The organism is Winogradskyella schleiferi (assembly GCF_013394655.1).
In the GTDB taxonomy this organism is placed as follows: domain Bacteria; phylum Bacteroidota; class Bacteroidia; order Flavobacteriales; family Flavobacteriaceae; genus Winogradskyella; species Winogradskyella schleiferi.
On sequence record NZ_CP053351.1, the window covers coordinates 905,764 to 922,446 of the forward strand.

At 34.1% G+C, this 16,683-nt stretch carries 16 protein-coding genes; 10 read left to right on the forward strand and 6 right to left on the reverse strand.

Translation table 11 applies throughout. The features are described from left to right. Nucleotides 1-27: 27 nt before the first annotated feature. The 3 genes from HM990_RS03975 to HM990_RS03985 all read right to left on the reverse strand — a co-directional run bounded on the left by HM990_RS03975 (nt 28) and on the right by HM990_RS03985 (nt 1,708). Nucleotides 28-765: a tetratricopeptide repeat protein gene (locus HM990_RS03975; RefSeq protein WP_178987700.1), complete on the reverse strand. Its 738-nt coding sequence runs from the start codon at nt 763-765 to the stop codon at nt 28-30. 9 nt (nt 766-774) lie between these two features. Continuing rightward, complete coding sequence (locus HM990_RS03980; protein WP_178987701.1) at nt 775-1,353, reverse strand: RNA polymerase sigma factor; 579 nt, start codon at nt 1,351-1,353, stop codon at nt 775-777. Nucleotides 1,354-1,555: 202 nt separating this feature from the next. Next, nucleotides 1,556-1,708 carry an SsrA-binding protein gene (locus tag HM990_RS03985; protein WP_178987702.1) on the reverse strand — a complete coding sequence of 51 codons (153 nt, stop codon included), beginning with the start codon at nt 1,706-1,708 and terminating at the stop codon, nt 1,556-1,558. A gap of 586 nt (nt 1,709-2,294) precedes the next feature. On the opposite strand from HM990_RS03985, the gene HM990_RS03990 reads away from it, so the two are divergent. Together HM990_RS03990 and HM990_RS03995 are read left to right on the forward strand one after the other, a co-directional pair. Beyond that, complete coding sequence (locus HM990_RS03990; RefSeq protein WP_178987703.1) at nt 2,295-4,253, forward strand: endonuclease; 1,959 nt, start codon at nt 2,295-2,297, stop codon at nt 4,251-4,253. 180 nt (nt 4,254-4,433) lie between these two features. Beyond that, nucleotides 4,434-5,384 (forward strand): calcium/sodium antiporter, encoded by a 951-nt coding sequence (locus HM990_RS03995; protein ID WP_178987704.1) that lies wholly within the window; start codon nt 4,434-4,436, stop codon nt 5,382-5,384. 57 nt (nt 5,385-5,441) lie between these two features. Here HM990_RS03995 and HM990_RS04000 read toward each other — a convergent pair whose 3' ends face one another. Further along, nucleotides 5,442-6,470 (reverse strand): glutamine synthetase beta-grasp domain-containing protein, encoded by a 1,029-nt coding sequence (locus HM990_RS04000; protein ID WP_178987705.1) that lies wholly within the window; start codon nt 6,468-6,470, stop codon nt 5,442-5,444. A gap of 179 nt (nt 6,471-6,649) precedes the next feature. On the opposite strand from HM990_RS04000, the gene HM990_RS04005 reads away from it, so the two are divergent. From HM990_RS04005 to HM990_RS04025, 5 genes are all read left to right on the forward strand, one after another. Continuing rightward, entirely contained in the window at nt 6,650-8,836 is a 2,187-nt protein-coding gene (locus HM990_RS04005; protein ID WP_178987706.1) for a glutamine synthetase III family protein, read from the forward strand. Between the two features lie 225 nt (nt 8,837-9,061). Continuing rightward, nucleotides 9,062-9,199, forward strand: a complete 138-nt coding sequence (locus HM990_RS04010) for a hypothetical protein (protein WP_178987707.1) — start codon at nt 9,062-9,064, stop codon at nt 9,197-9,199. 244 nt (nt 9,200-9,443) lie between these two features. Further along, nucleotides 9,444-10,118: a Curli production assembly/transport component CsgG gene (locus tag HM990_RS04015; RefSeq protein WP_229719357.1), complete on the forward strand. Its 675-nt coding sequence runs from the start codon at nt 9,444-9,446 to the stop codon at nt 10,116-10,118. A 43-nt stretch (nt 10,119-10,161) separates the two neighbouring features. After that, nucleotides 10,162-11,340, forward strand: coding sequence for an AIR synthase related protein (locus tag HM990_RS04020; RefSeq protein ID WP_178987708.1), 1,179 nt, complete (start codon nt 10,162-10,164; stop codon nt 11,338-11,340). Between the two features lie 10 nt (nt 11,341-11,350). Continuing rightward, on the forward strand, nt 11,351-12,355 hold the full coding sequence (locus tag HM990_RS04025; RefSeq protein WP_178987709.1) for a DUF3078 domain-containing protein: 1,005 nt from the start codon (nt 11,351-11,353) through the stop codon (nt 12,353-12,355). A gap of 55 nt (nt 12,356-12,410) precedes the next feature. Here the strand turns inward: HM990_RS04025 and HM990_RS04030 are convergent, their stop codons facing one another. Then, complete coding sequence (locus HM990_RS04030) at nt 12,411-12,698, reverse strand: hypothetical protein (RefSeq protein WP_178987710.1); 288 nt, start codon at nt 12,696-12,698, stop codon at nt 12,411-12,413. Between the two features lie 318 nt (nt 12,699-13,016). On the opposite strand from HM990_RS04030, the gene prfA reads away from it, so the two are divergent. The 3 genes from prfA to HM990_RS04045 all read left to right on the forward strand — a co-directional run bounded on the left by prfA (nt 13,017) and on the right by HM990_RS04045 (nt 16,297). After that, entirely contained in the window at nt 13,017-14,096 is a 1,080-nt protein-coding gene (gene prfA, locus HM990_RS04035; protein ID WP_178987711.1) for a peptide chain release factor 1, read from the forward strand. A gap of 452 nt (nt 14,097-14,548) precedes the next feature. Further along, on the forward strand, nt 14,549-15,370 hold the full coding sequence (gene pyrF, locus HM990_RS04040) for an orotidine-5'-phosphate decarboxylase (protein ID WP_178987712.1): 822 nt from the start codon (nt 14,549-14,551) through the stop codon (nt 15,368-15,370). Nucleotides 15,371-15,496: 126 nt separating this feature from the next. Continuing rightward, nucleotides 15,497-16,297 carry an ABC transporter substrate-binding protein gene (locus HM990_RS04045; protein WP_178987713.1) on the forward strand — a complete coding sequence of 267 codons (801 nt, stop codon included), beginning with the start codon at nt 15,497-15,499 and terminating at the stop codon, nt 16,295-16,297. A 118-nt stretch (nt 16,298-16,415) separates the two neighbouring features. On the opposite strand, the gene HM990_RS04050 is transcribed toward HM990_RS04045, so the two are convergent. Further along, nucleotides 16,416-16,613 carry a Lacal_2735 family protein gene (locus tag HM990_RS04050; protein WP_178987714.1) on the reverse strand — a complete coding sequence of 66 codons (198 nt, stop codon included), beginning with the start codon at nt 16,611-16,613 and terminating at the stop codon, nt 16,416-16,418. Nucleotides 16,614-16,683: the final 70 nt, after the last annotated feature.

Consider the following 16,683-nt stretch of genomic DNA (forward strand, 5'->3'; position numbering starts at 1 on the left):
CAATAGATTATTAAAATAGGTTCGTTGTTAATCGTTTAGCTCAGACAAAAGGGCTTTACTGTTTTCTACATTGGATTTTTGTAAACTAGCCTTCGCTTTTTCTACATTATCTGCTTTCAAATAGGCCAATCCTAAATAATAATGAGCATCATTAATAAGTGCAAATTCAGAATTTTGCGCTACACCTTCCAAAAGAGGAATTGCGATTTCTTCATTTTTATTCGCCAAATAAGCAACTCCGATAAAGTAATTTAGAGTATCGTTATTTGGTTTTGCCTTTTGCAAAGTTTCCCATTTGGCTATTGCTGTTTTATAATCACCTTGTTTATAATTTACCATAGCTTCATAAAAATCATAGTTGTCAGAACTACCCATTGTTGTTGGTAAGCCAGGATCTGGTGTAAAGTAATTGGCATAGAGTCGTTCGTTAGAATTGCCTCCTAAAAACCAAAAACTACCTGCGGTAATAATAAGTGCAGCAGCTACTAAAAGTCGTTTCCAATTTAGAGTATGCACTTTGGTATCTTCTTTTTCGGGTGGATTTGAAACGTTATCAATATCCTCATGAAAAATATCTAACTGTTCTTTTAAGGCTTGGGTTTCAATACCAGTTAAGACCGTTTTAATATCTTCAACTTTAGATTTAAATTCGGCTTCTGTTTGCAAGCGTTGCTCAAATTGTTTTAAATCTAAAGGATCTAGATTTCCATTGAGATACTTCTCAATATACTCTAGTTCTTCTTGTGTTATGTGTTGTAAATCCATTGCTAATAATCAATTTTTCAGGGCTAAACTTTTTAGTTTTTGCATACATCTGTATTTTTTATTTCGGGTCGAAGCCGAGTCTAATGCCAATTCTTCAGCAATTAATTTCATCGACTTTTTTTCAAAATAGAACATACGTAATAAGCTTTTACATGCTTGGCCTAAATTCTTAAAGGCTAGCATTACATCTTCTAATCGTTTATCTTTTAAAATGTCATCATCAATATCATTATTTTCTTCGTCTTTTATTTCAAAATGTCCTAATTGTGAAGCCACAATTGTCTTTTTATAGCCGCTGGATCTTAAGACATCCAACCATTTATTCTTTGCAATTGTATAAAGGTAGCCGTTGATTGAAGATTCACTTTTTGGAATAAATTTGTCTTGTTTAATATTTTGCCAAACGGCTAAAAATGCATCTTGGTAAATGTCCTTGGCTTGATCTTTTGAGCCACTATTTCTTAATACTAAAATTTCTATTTTAGGATAGTTGTTAACGTACAGGTTTTTTAAAACTTGTGGATCATTATTTTTAACAGCTTCGATAAAGCTATCGTTTAAAGAAAGGGTTGGATTTTTCTCTTGCATATAACAATGAAAGATATGTGAAAGGATTGAACTTTACAACCTATTTAGTTTAAATACGTTTTTTTAAAGATAAAAGTCATAGTCCAATGCTATTTTTTCGGTTTTCAAATATTGAATAATGTTCTTTCGAAAAAAAAGATATGGAAATTTACTGAAACGGATAGAGTAGAATAAGATAAAAAATATAAAATGACAGGTTTGTTTACCCAAGCGCATTTTTTGTTACATAAACCCGCCAGCCTATTATAGCAAGTTGAAATTTAGATGCTTTGCTAAGGTCTAATTGTTTCTTGCTGTAAGACGGTAATACGGCTTTGTTAATTTTGGCCAAAGCTTTAAAGATTAATTTCTTCATTTCTTGTAAAGACACTTTTTGCTTAATGTAGCTTTAAAACAAAAATAGTAAAACTTATTCTAGAACTAAGTCCTACTTATTTTTTTTGATTGGTGGTTTGGTTGGGTTTGAATTTAGAATATTGCTAAAATAATTTCAATAATCAGTTTTGCTAAGGTCATCATAATAGTTTGGTTTTAGAGGTTAATAAATACGTTGTTTGTTTAATTGAGTTTTCAATATATATTTTCAACACATTATGTTCCAAACGTTTCCGTAAAAATCCGCGAAATTGAATTCTAATTTATAACTAAAAAGATGATATGTGTTTTAATTATTTGTGACTTTCCTATATATAAGTTTTAAAATATTATAACAATAATCAATTATAGTTTCATTTAAATACTTTTATAGAGCATTTTTGAAGGCGTTTTCGATTTCGTAGAGGACTTTCATCTTTCAAAGTGTCAAATTTTAAGAGTTCATCTTTTTTCTAATTGTTTTAACATGATAATTTTCATGTTTTAAATGAAGCTTTTTTCGTATTTAATTCTGACTTAACAGGTGAGTTGAATTTTAAAACTATCTTTGTAAAAAAAAAGCAGAAATGAAAAAAATTACGTTTATAGTATTGCTATTAATTTCGGGATTGGGTTGGTCACAGGTTTTAGTGATTAATGAATTGGATGCCGATAATCCTAGTACAGATACTGAAGAATTTATAGAGTTGAAATCCCAAACCCCTAATTTTTCTACTGATGGTTATATATTAGTGTTTTTTAATGGCTCGAGTAGTGGTAATGATTCTAGTTATTTTGTATATGATTTAAATGGCTATTCAACGGATAATAATGGATTGTTGGTAGTGGGAAGTTCTAATGTGTCGCCATTCCCTCAAGCTTTAATGTCCGAGAATGTAATACAAAATGGAGCAGATGCTGTTGGTATTTACCAAGCGTCGGTAATTGATTTCCCTGAAGAGACTGTTGCTACGCAAACCAATCTAATCGATGCAATGGTTTATGGCACAAACGATGCTGACGATACTGATTTATTGGCGTTACTTGGTCAAAGTGTTCAGCATAATGATAATGGCACCAATGCTAATCCTAAATCAATTCAACGTTTTGTTGACGAATTTGATGTCGTGACGTTTTCTGCTGCGACGCCAACTCCAAGAAGGGAAAATGATGGTTCTGGAATTCCAATAAATCCCATTGCCATTTCTGTTGCCGAGACCCAATATGGAGAAGGGGATGTTTTTGATATAACCTTTACGACAGAAACAAATATGACTTCAGATCTAAACTTTAATATCAGTTTAACTAATTTCGGATTTAACAATTCAGATTTTACGGGAAATACTAGCTTAACCATACCTGCTGGTCAAAATTCTACCAGCACGACGATTACCTTAATAGATGATTCATTGGATGAAGGTGATGAAGTTGCGCAAATTCATTTTTTGGATTTGGTAGAGCCAATTGTGGCGTCGAACAATTTTGTTGAGGTTAGAATAGTGGACAATGATTTTACGGTTGCCCCTTTTGGTACACCACTTAACCCAACAACAGGAATTGTACAAAGTACACAGCCAACAGGTTATTACGATAGTGCAGATGGATTATCAGGTATAGCACTAAGACAAGCATTACAAGATATTATTGCAGACCCAACAACGGTTAGGGCACAGACTTATGCTGATATTATTGCTATTTTGAATGAAGCCGATCAAAATCCTGCCAACAGTAACCAGGTTTGGTTAGTGTATTCTGAAGAAGGACGTGCAAAATTAGATATACAGACGGGATCAGATAATACCGATAAATGGAATAGGGAACATACGTTTCCAAGATCCAGAGGTGGCTTTTTCGATATTGAAGAAGATGAAATAGCAGATGGTATTAATATATTTTGGACGACCAAAGCAGATTCGCTACGTCATGGAAATTCGGACGCACATGCGCTGAGAGCGGCTGATGCTGCGGAGAACAGCACACGTAACAATCAGCATTATGGAGAGTACAATGGTCCATCCGGAAATGCAGGTAGTTTTAAAGGAGACGTGGCCCGAAGTGTGTTGTATATGGAAATTCGATATAATGGATTGGAAGTGGTCAATGGATTTCCGGATATAACAGGGCAATTAGGTGATTTGGCTACCTTATTGGATTGGCATAGAAACGATCCTCCAGATGATTTTGAAATGAACAGAAATAATGTGGTCTGTAACTGGCAAAAAAATAGAAATCCATTTATAGATCAACCGCTTATGGTTGAATATATTTGGGGAAATAATGTTGGAGATACTTGGAATCAATCTTTAAGTATTGATGGAAATGATTTATCGAATATTTCGATATATCCCAACCCTACTTATAACAGAGTTTTTATTTCAGGGTTAAAGCCGAGTACTGAAGTTGAATTATATTCTGTTGAAGGCAAACTTTTAAAGCGCTTTGCTAATGTTGAAAATTATATAGATTTAGAAGTGGCATCAGGATTATATCTATTGCAAATACGAACTGGTGAACAAATTGCTGTTAAAAAAATAATAGTGAATTAATAGATTATAAATTTGAACGTTTAAAGCCAAACTGAAATTCTTTAGTTTGGCTTTTTTTATGAAATTCATTTGTTTTATATGGAATTTACAAAGCAAAAGCATAGTTTTTAGATGGTCTTAATATGAAATATTATCTTCGCACATTAAATGAAAAATAAGTAATAAATAATTTGATAAGGAATGAGTGTATTTCTAGTTTTAGCTGGTTTGGCTTTATTGGTTGTTGGTGGTGACTTTTTGGTAAGAGCTTCAGTTGGACTTTCATTTAAGTTGAAAATTTCAAAGCTAGTTATTGGTATGACGGTGGTTTCTTTTGCTACATCCGCGCCAGAATTATTAGTGAGTTTACAGGCGGCTTTAGATGGTGTTTCAGATATTGCCTTAGGTAACGTGATTGGATCTAACATCGCTAATATTGGGTTGGTTTTAGGAATAACAGCTATCATTTCACCTTTGGCAGTAGATAGGGAATTCTATAAATTAAATTGGCCAATGATGATGCTGCTGTCTTTTGTGTTGTATTATTTTCTGAAGAATGATTTGGTGCTTACAGCAATAGAAGGCGCGATTATGTTTGTTGCTTTAATTGTGTTTTTAATTATTTTGATTAGAAGCTCTCGTAAATCGACAAAGGCAAATATGGAAGAAGTGGATGATACTTTGGCCGAAGTTTCTAATTTTAAAATTGTAATGTGGTTGCTAATTGGTGCAGCAGGTTTATATTATGGTTCGCTTTGGCTGGTTGATGGCGCAAAACAATTAGCGGCTCAAGTAGGAATTAGTGACTACGCTATTTCTGTAACAGTAATTGCGATAGGTACAAGTGTTCCGGAGTTAGCAGCTTCGGTAATTGCTGCATTAAAGAAAGAAAAGGCTATTTCGTTAGGAAACCTTATAGGTTCTAACATTTTCAATATTGCCTCTGTTTTGGGCTTAACGGCAATTATCAAACCAATTATAGTTAATCCAGAAACTCCAGAAATATTATCGACAAACATTTGGTGGATGATTGCATTTGCTGCGATTTTAATTCCGTTGATTATGGTTCCAAAACGCTTCGAAATTGGAAGACTAAAAGGGATGTTGTTATTTGGTGCTTATTTAGTATTCATTTATATAGCCCTTAAATAAAAGCAAAAAAAAGCTCCGATGAATTTCGGAGCTTTTGTCATTTTATGAGTATACTAATTAAGAAGAAATATTAGCACTCTTTACAGTTTTGATAATTCTACCTGCAATTTTATATGGATCACCATTAGAAGCTGGTCGTCTATCTTCTAACCAACCTTTCCAGCCTTTTTCTACTGTAATAATTGGAATACGGATTGAAGCCCCTCTGTCAGAAACACCATAGCTGAAATCATTAATAGATGCCGTTTCATGATCACCTGTTAAACGTTGATCGTTAAATTCACCATAAACTTCAATATGTTCTTTTACCACTGGTCTAAAAGCTTCACATATCTTCTCGTAAGTTTCTTTGCTACCACATGTTCTCAACACTTCGTTAGAGAAGTTAGCGTGCATACCAGAACCGTTCCAGTCCATATCCTTACCTAATGGTTTTGGATGGTATTCTATATAGTAACCATATTTTTCTGTTAAACGATCTAATAAATATCTCGCAATCCAGATTTCGTCTCCTGCTTTTTTGGCACCTTTAGCAAACAATTGGAATTCCCATTGTCCAGAAGCAACTTCTTGATTGATACCTTCAAAATTTAAACCTGCCTCGATACATAAATCTGCATGCTCTTCAACTAGACCTCTTCCGTGAGTATGTAGTCCACCAACAGAACAATAATACATACCTTGTGGTGCAGGGTAACCACCAATAGGGAAACCTAATGGTAATTGTGTTTTAGTATCCATAATGAAATACTCTTGCTCAAAACCAAACCAGAATTCATTGTCTTCGTCTTCAATTGTTGCTCTACCATTAGAAACGTGTGGTGTTCCATCAGCGTTTAAAACTTCCGTCATTACCAAGTAACCGTTAATTCTGTCTGGGTCTGGATAGATCGCTACAGGTTTTAATAAACAGTCAGAAGATCCACCTTCAGCTTGTCTGGTTGACGATCCGTCAAAAGACCACATACCTAATTCTTCTAAGGTACCTTTAAAGTTTTCGTGCTCTTCAACTTTGGTTTTACTTCTCATATTTTGAGTAGGGAAGTACCCATCGAGCCAAATGTATTCTAATTTAATTTTTGCCATAATAAAAATTTTGTTTATCTAAAAATATAGATACAAATATTGTTATTTTTTTCTTTAGGTCAAAAAAAATAGGGCACTTTAGGTGAAATCCATTCAATTATTATAAATAACCCTATTTTGGTATGGGTGTTATAGATATTTTTAAAGATTTTGTATTTTTGTTCCAAAATATTATCAATATGTCAACACTTAGATTTCATGCTGTAAAAGCATCTTTAAAACGAAAACCAAAAGATATTAAGGAAGAGAAACGACGTTCCGAAATTTTTGGGCAGAATGTGTTCAACGAAGCCGCAATGCGTCAGTATTTAACCAAAACAGCCTTAAGTAGTATAATGGAAGCTATTGAAAAAGGGACGAAGATAAATCGCTTAGTTGCCGACCATATTTCAACAGGAATGAAAGAATGGGCAATTGCCAAAGGAGCAACACATTATACCCATTGGTTTCAGCCCTTAACTGGTGCGACTGCAGAAAAGCACGATGCCTTTTTTGAAACGATAGGAGACGGACTTGCTATTGAAAAGTTTGGTGGAAACCAGTTAGTTCAGCAAGAGCCCGATGCATCCAGTTTTCCAAATGGTGGAATTAGAAATACCTTTGAAGCTCGTGGATACACGGCTTGGGACCCAACGTCTCCTGCCTTTATATATGGTACAACATTATGTATTCCTACAGTGTTTGTTTCTTACACAGGTGAAGCCTTAGATAATAAGACTCCACTTTTACGAGCACTTCAAGTGGTGGATAATGCAGCTGTTGCGGTTTGTAAGTATTTCGATAAAAATGTAAAGAAAGTAAATGCATCTTTGGGATGGGAACAAGAGTATTTTTTAATCGATAGTGATTTAGCATCATCTCGACCAGATATTGTATTGACAGGTCGAACATTATTAGGACATTCGCCAGCTAAAGGACAGCAACTCGATGACCATTACTTTGGTACCATTCCAAATAGAGCAATGGCTTATATGCGTGATTTGGAAAACGAATGTATGTTATTAGGTATTCCTGTAAAAACAAGACATAACGAGGTCGCTCCTAATCAATTTGAGCTGGCGCCTATTTTTGAAGAGGCTAATTTGGCCGTAGATCATAACTCCTTGCTGATGGATGTGATGCAAAAAATAGCTAAACGTCATAATTTTACGGTATTACTTCACGAAAAGCCATTTGCTGGTGTTAACGGTTCTGGTAAACATAATAATTGGAGTTTGAGTACTGATACAGGTATTAACTTGTTATCGCCTGGAAAAACGCCAATGAGTAATCTTCAGTTTCTAACTTTCTTTATTAATACTATAAAAGCGGTTCAAAATAATGAAGAACTATTGAGGGCGGCCATAGCATCCGCAAGTAACGACCATCGTTTGGGTGCTAATGAAGCGCCTCCAGCCATAATTTCGGTTTTTATAGGCCAGCAATTGACTAATGTTTTAGATGAATTGGAAACAGTTACAAAAGGAAAATTGTCACCAAAAGAAAAAACAGATTTAAAACTGAATGTGGTTGGGAAGATTCCTGAAGTCATTCTAGATAATACGGACAGAAATAGAACGTCGCCATTTGCCTTTACAGGAAATAAATTTGAATTCAGAGCGGTTGGTTCCACAGCAAATTGCGCCAATCCTATGACGGTTCTGAATACCATAGTTGCGAAACAATTAATGGATTTTAAAGTTGAAGTTGATGCTTTGATCGACAAAAAGGGAATGAAAAAGGATGATGCTATCTTTAATGTCTTAAGAGAGTATATTAAAACGTCTAAAGCAATTCTTTTTGAAGGTAATGGTTATAGCGAAGCTTGGGAAAAGGAAGCTAAAAAACGTGGCCTAAGTAATAATAAAACCACTCCCGAAGCACTTAAGGTTAAGATTGCTAAATCTACAATAGAGCTATTTGAAAACTTAGGCGTTATGAATAAGGTGGAATCCGAAGCGCGATATGAAATAGAAATGGAAGAATATATCCTTCATATTCAAATTGAAAGTCGCGTATTAGGAGATATCGCCCGTAATCATGTAGTTCCAACTGCTGTGCGCTATCAAAATATACTAATTGAAAATGTTACAGGCCTCAAAACTATTTATGGAGATAAGTTTAAGGACTTTGCCAAAGAACAGTTGTTTTTAATAGAGCAAATATCCTTACACATAGAAGCTATTAATTCCTTGGTAACTAAAATGACGGATGAGCGTAAAGTTTTGAATAAGCAAACTGAAATAGGAACCAAAGCAAGTGGTTATTGTAATAAGGTAAAACCATTGTTCGAGGAGATTAGATATCATTGTGATAAACTAGAACTAATGATCGATGACGAACTCTGGCCATTAACCAAATATAGAGAGCTTCTGTTTACTAAGTAGTGATATGGCAGTAGTTTAAGTCTGTTGAATTACAGATTTTTGGGTTGAATGTACGTAGGTTCACGTACGTAATAAGGTTGGAAAATTGCAATTCGTGTCGTTTGTCGATAACATCAAACTAGTTATCGAAAAGGTGGTGCTTTGATGATAAATAATTGGTAATAGTCATTTTAATAATACGTTTGTTTCGTATTTTTGTAGGGCTATTAATCAATATTTGTAAAAATGAAAAAGTTACTACTAAGTGTAGCTATACTTGTTGGTGCGACTCTTATTCTTTCACAAGATAAATCAGAAGATTTAAATAAAGTGACTAATGAAAAGGTTGTAAATGTACAAGCCAAGTTACAAGCAGAATCTTAAAAATTAAGATGACTAATTAAGGTATTTTTTACCATTAACATAATAAGGATAAAATCGATAGGTCGGTTTTATCCTTTTTTTGTTTTACATAAATGCGATTGATATTTATGAAATACTAAATATTTTTCTATATTGCCGCCCCTCATTATATGGAATGAATTTTAAAACAAATTATATAATTTATTTTAATGTTTATTTGATATTCAATCTACAATGCAATAAACTATCTTCTAATTAGAAGTATATGATTTTCAAATTCAATGCTATTGTCCTAAGTGTAGCAGTGACTATTTTTTGTTTTAATTCAGCTTTTTCTCAAGATAGCGATGAAAAAAGTGAAAAATCCATTGAACGTAGATATGCTTTTTTCAATTTAAGAGGTTCCAATGCTATTGATATAGCAGCAGGTTCTGCAATGATAGAAGGTGACTACCCAGAAACTGAGTTCGATGTGTATTTTAAAATTGGCTATAAACATCACATTACGAGTCATCTAAATATTAACTTTTCGTATCATAAATATAACGTGGTGGTCAAAGATATATATAACGAAGGTTTTATGTCTTTCGATTTAAATTTAGAATTTCTGTTCAGTCCCTACACAAAGTTTTCCCCATTTTTATATGCTGGAAGTGGTTATAATGCCTCTAATTATTTTGAAAACACAGCAACAAAGGCCCAAGGAGGTGCAGGTTTTGAATTTATTTTCACAGAAGGTTTAGGTCTAAAACTTTTTGGGGAATATAATTATTTGTTTACCGATGAACTCGATGGACTAGTGGGTGGTGAATCTGATGATGTCTTATTTAGAGCAGGATTAGGTCTCCATTTTTACTTTGGAGGTAATAAGAAAAAGGAAGCATTACGCCGAAAAATGAAAACTGTTATTAATTCCAACCAAATCATTCCATATAAATAAAAGCAATTCTTACTTTTGTAACAACTATTAATATTATTGTTCCATGGGTAATTCGGTAAGTAAGAGATATACACAAAGAGGTGTTTCTGCATCAAAGGAAGACGTTCACAATGCCATTAAAAATATCGATAAGGGCTTGTTTCCTAAGGCGTTTTGCAAAATTGTACCCGATTACTTAACCAATGACGATGATTTTTGTTTGATTATGCATGCTGATGGCGCAGGTACAAAATCGTCATTAGCATATATGTATTGGAAAGAAACTGGTGATATTTCAGTTTGGAAAGGTATTGCCCAAGATGCGCTAATAATGAATATTGACGACTTGCTTTGCGTTGGTGCAACGGATAATATTATGTTGTCGTCTACAATAGGAAGAAACAAGAATTTGATTCCTGGAGAGGTGATTTCTGCAATAATCAATGGAACTGAAGAATTAATTGAAGATTTGAAATCCTTTGGCGTTACCATTCATTCCACAGGAGGAGAAACCGCAGATGTTGGTGACTTGGTAAGAACTATAATTGTGGATTCTACAGTAACAGCTCGCCTGAGACGAAGCGATGTTATAGACAATGCAAATATTACCGAAGGCGATGTTATTGTCGGTTTAGAGTCATTCGGACAAGCATCTTATGAAACCCAATACAATGGAGGAATGGGAAGTAATGGCTTAACTTCAGCAAGGCACGACGTGTTTTCTAAATATTTAGCCCATAAGTATCCAGAAAGTTATGATGCGGCTGTGCCAGAAGAATTAGTATATTCCGGTCAAACTAAATTAACAGATACCATTGAAAATTCACCAATTGATGCAGGTAAATTAGTCTTATCGCCAACAAGAACATATGCTCCAATCATAAAAGCAATTTTAAATAAATACAAGAGCGATTCTATTCACGGTATGGTGCACTGCAGTGGTGGCGCTCAAACCAAAATTCTACACTTTATTGACGAACTTCATATTATAAAGGATAATATGTTTACAGTTCCGCCGTTATTCAAACTGATTCAAGAACAATCTAAAACAGATTGGAAAGAAATGTATCAAGTATTTAACTGTGGTCATCGTATGGAACTTTATGTAAAACCAGATGTTGCAAATGCCATTATCGAGATTTCTAAGTCTTTTAATGTAGATGCTAAGGTTATGGGTAGAGTGGAACGAGCAAAACAAAAGAAACTGACCATAAAAAGTGATTACGGTACATTTCAGTATTAATTTTTATAGCATGAAAAACTATTTGTGGCTTATTTTTAGTGTCATTTTGTTCTCGTCAACTGACATAGCAGCACAACCAGATTCTTTGTATTTTTTGAAAAAAAAGGAAGCTCCTATTGAATTGGGATGGCGTACAAAAAAAGAAGTGGGTTTAACCCTTAATCAAGTGTCGTTCACCAATTGGAACGCTGGTGGAACCAATTCCATTACTGGAATCGTGACTGGTAAAGCAACCGCAAAATACAAAAAGGAAAAATACTTTTGGAATTCCAATTTCAATGTGCGATATGGTTTAAATAAGCAAGCAGATCGAGACATTAGAAAGACCGAAGATGTTATTGAAGTAATTTCTAATGTTGGATTAGAGAAAAACCCAATGAGTAATTGGTTCTATTCGGCAAAATTTAGTTTTAATTCTCAATTGGCTAACGGCTATAATTATCCCAACAGAGATGAGCCCATATCAAAATTTCTAGCGCCTGGTTATATGTTTTTTGGTTTGGGTATGGAATATGGGCGACATATTGAACGTTTATCGTTTTACGCTTCACCATTCACGTTAAAAACTACATTCGTTTTAGATGATGATTTGGCAAATAGGGGAGCGTTTGGTGTCGATCCTGCAATTTATGATTTAGAAGGAAACATTTTGAGGGACGGAAGTAAAGTAAGACAAGAATTGGGCATTTTATTGACTAACCAATACGAAGAAGAAATGTTCGAGAATATAAAAGTGACGAGTCTTCTGCGCTTGTACACGGATTATATCAATAGTTTCGGAAATATTGATGTAGAATGGGAATTGAACTTGGACATGAAAGTCAATAAATATGTAAAAGCCACTTTAGGCTCACATTTAAGATATGATGACGATATAAAAGCTGAAGTTGAAATCAACGACATGACCAACGAGGAAATCGTTATTGAAGGTCCAAAATTACAGTGGAAGCAAATTTTAGGTGTCGGAGTCGTTGTGGATTTGGATAATATTATAAAATCCAATGAATCTTCTTAATTCATCTTTATAATCTGAAATTTGCATAGAGATTTATTAAATCTTCATAAGTCAGTTATGTAAATTCCCTAAAAACAGTCAAATAAATAACGGTTAAAATACAATCTATAAGAAACATAATCGAAAATAGCTTAAAAGGCGATATGCCTAAATTCTTGTAAAACGTTAATTTGCGTTTATTCGGAGTTTCGCTCATATAATACCATGCAAAAACCGTAAGAAATAATTTGGTCGCTATGGCTGGTGCTATTTGCGCATTAAAAAAAGCGACTACAGCAGTAACCAGAAATGACCAAATCACAAATGGTTTATAAAAGGATAGTATAGCTAGGAGACGATACATAGTTAATGAATAACGTTATTTGGTGTCATTTATTTTTACATTAAAAATTTGATTTCCTTTAAATTTTATAAAAAGAACCTAGACCGCTGCGCTTATAGATTTTAGAGCCTAGACTAAAACTCGTTTCAAGTTGTTAATACTGTAACATTTTAAATTTCCATTTCTTAATTTTAAAAAGTGTGATTGCTACCTTGTTCAACTAAAAGAACTAAAGTTTTTCATGAAGTAATCTTTCAGAGTCTTGTTTCTATTATCTAACAGCGAAGCGGTCTTTAATCTAAAAAAATTGTATTTTTGAAATCCAATTTTTGAAGAGCCATGTTAGAGAAAATACAAATTATAAAACAACGTTTTGATGAGGTAAATGACCTTATCATTCAACCCGATATTATATCCGATCAGCAACGCTACACCAAGCTGATGAAAGAATACAAGGATCTTAAACTTATTGTAGATAAAGGCGAAATTTATAAGGAAGCTTTAGATAATATTTCTGAAGCTGAAGAAATTATTGCGGATGGTTCTGATGCTGAAATGTTAGATATGGCAAAATTGCAACTTGATGAAGCAAAAGAGACCATAGACAAGCTAGAAGAAGAGATTCGTTTTATGCTGATTCCAAAGGATCCAGATGACGCTAAAAACGTGGTCGTGGAAGTACGTGCTGGAACAGGAGGTGACGAAGCCAGTATTTTTGCAGGCGATTTATACCGTATGTATTCCAAATATTGCAGTGATAAAGGGTGGAAGGTCGATGTGGTGAGCCAGAGTGACGGAACATCTGGAGGTTTTAAGGAGATAATATTTGAAGTTTCAGGAGAAGATGTTTATGGCACCTTAAAGTTTGAAGCTGGTGTACATCGTGTACAACGTGTACCACAAACCGAAACTCAAGGTCGTGTGCATACAAGTGCAGCAACAGTTATGGTTTTGCCAGAAGCAGAAGAATTTGATTATGAATTAGATATGACCGAAGTGCGTATAGAACGCACCACGTCAACTGGTCCTGGAGGGCAGTCGGTTAACACAACCTATTCAGCAATTAAGTTACATCATGAACCTACGGGAATGATTGTGAGTTGTCAAGATCAGAAATCATCGCACAAAAACTTAGAGAAAGCCTTAAAGGTGTTACGCTCGCGTTTATACGATTTAGAATTAGCAAAACAACAAGCTGCTGATTCTGAAAAACGAAAAAGCATGGTAAGCTCTGGCGACAGAAGTGCTAAAATTAGAACTTACAATTATCCGCAGGGACGAGTGACCGATCATAGAGTGCCAGGTTTAACACTTTATGATTTATCAAATATCATTGATGGTGATATTCAAAAAATTATTGACGAATTAATGTTGGCTGAAAACACCGAGTTGTTGAAGGCTAGTGATGATTTGATTTAGTTCCTGCGAAGGCAGGAATCTTATGAATTATAAATGATTTTTTATGTTTTATTTTATTAAAGCTAACGATAACAGAAGTTGCCACCAATTTAAATAAGCCCGTGAAAAGTGAAAATCACAATAAAAATAATTGGACTTATAGCTTTACTAATATTTCTATATTTTGTGGAAGTGTTAATTTTCCTTTGATTTTTGGAGAAGGTGGACAGGCAAGTCAAACTTTAAATAACGGACTTAATAAACTTGTAATGTATATTTTACCACTTTTTATAATTGGAGGAATTTCATATAGAATGTTTAAAAGAAAATAAGAAAACGAAATAAAGAACGTGTGGTATAACCCTTGATACTCCTTGTTTATAACAGGTTAAAGTAAAGGTGATTACAAACACAACTTCATGTTAATTGATTGTGAATCCTTAAATTAACAATCGTGAATTAGTGGCAAAAAAATGACAACAACCCAACTAACAACACAAATCCAACAAAAGAAATCCTTCCTCTGCATAGGCTTAGACGTCGATTTAAATAAAATCCCACAACATTTATTAAAAGAAGAAGATCCCATCTTCGCTTTTAATAAGGCCATTATAGATGCAACACATCATTTATGCGTTGCCTACAAACCAAACACCGCTTTTTACGAAGCTTACGGCATTAAAGGTTGGCGAGCTTTAGAAAAAACAATCGACTATCTCAACGAAAAACATCCTGAAATTTACACCATTGCTGACGCTAAACGAGGCGATATTGGTAATACAAGTACCATGTATGCCAAAGCGTTTTTTGAGGATTTAGGTTTCGATAGTGTAACGGTTGCACCATATATGGGAAAGGATTCCGTAGAACCTTTTTTAGCTTTTAAAGATAAGCATACCATTCTTTTAGCCTTAACCTCCAATCAAGGCGCTTTTGATTTTCAGACAAAAACAGTAGATGGCGTAGAGTTATACAAACAAGTTTTGGAAACCTCTAAATCTTGGCAGAATTCAGAAAACTTAATGTACGTGGTTGGTGCGACCAAAGCGGAGTTTTTAGCTGATATTCGTAAAATTATTCCTGATAGCTTTTTGTTGGTGCCTGGAGTTGGTGCCCAAGGCGGCAATCTTCAAGACGTGTGTAAATATGGTATGAATAGTTCGGTTGGTTTATTAATAAATTCATCACGTGGTATAATTTACGCTTCCCAAAATGAAGATTTTGCGCAAGCTGCTGCTGTAAAAGCTGAGGAATTGCAGGTGCAAATGGAAGCTGTTTTGAGTGAAAAGTCTTAATTAACAGTCATAGTCATAGTCACAGTCACAGTCACAGTCACAGTTACAGTTACAGTCTCAGTCACAGTTTACAGTTTCTCATATGAGTAAGCCTGAAAACTGATACTACGACTAAAAACTAAAAAGATGAAGGATCAACTCAACAGAAAATTTCAACTAGAGAAAACGCCAAAACGAATCATCTCACTAGTACCTTCCCAAACCGAATTGTTGGTCGATTTAGGTATAGAAGACTTAATCGTTGGTGTGACTAAATTCTGTGTGCATCCAAAACATCTGCGACTATCAAAAAAGGTGGTTGGCGGTACAAAGCAAGTTAATCTTCAGAAAATAATGGATTTAAATCCTGATATCATTCTTTGTAATAAAGAAGAGAATACAAAAGAAATGATTGCAGAACTTGAAACTATTGTGCCAATTCATATTAGTGATATTTACGATTTGGAAGATTGTTTTGAGTTGATAAAAATGTATGGCAATATATTTCATAAAGAAAAACGTGCTTCAGAGTTAATTTCAAATATTCGAAATGCACGTGAGGCATTTCAACTCCAAATTAAAGCGAAAGAGGAATTAAAAGTTGCTTATTTCATTTGGAAAAATCCTTGGATGGTGGCAGCGTCAATTAATTTTATCGATGCTATGATCTCGGAAGCCGGATTCACAAATGCGTTTAAAGTAGAAGAGCGTTATCCGGAAATCGACTTAAACAATTCAAAATTAAAAGAGGCAGATCTTATTTTCTTGTCCAGCGAACCGTTTCCCTTTAAGTCGGAACATATTTTAGAATTGAAATCAAAATTTCCTGAAAAGACAGTTAAAATTGTGGATGGCGAATTATTTTCTTGGTATGGCAGCCGTTTATTGAAGTCCTATCCGTATTTTAAAACGCTACATGATGAAACGCAAAAAGTCGATACTATCTAAAATACCGACTTCAACTAACTAATTCGAGATTTAACTAACTCAATCTTTTGCATTACAAAGATGCTTATATTCTGTGAGTTGAATGTTATGTTACTATTAGGAAAGTATTAAATATCGATTAATTAGCCTGTAAGGCAGTATCTCCAACAACAAATTTTAGCTTATTGATTTTATGTAGCACTTTGGTGGCTTTATACTCAGAAAAATCGCTTAATGCATGATCGGTTTGTCTTAAATTATAAGCCTCTTCAATAAGCTGCTTATATTTTTTATTTAGCTTTTTCTTTTTATTTAGAAGTCGATTCAAATTAGCCACAACGGAATGTGTTATTAGTTACTCGTTGAAAGTTAGTAATTTATATCTAAAAAGAATGTTAAAGCCTAAA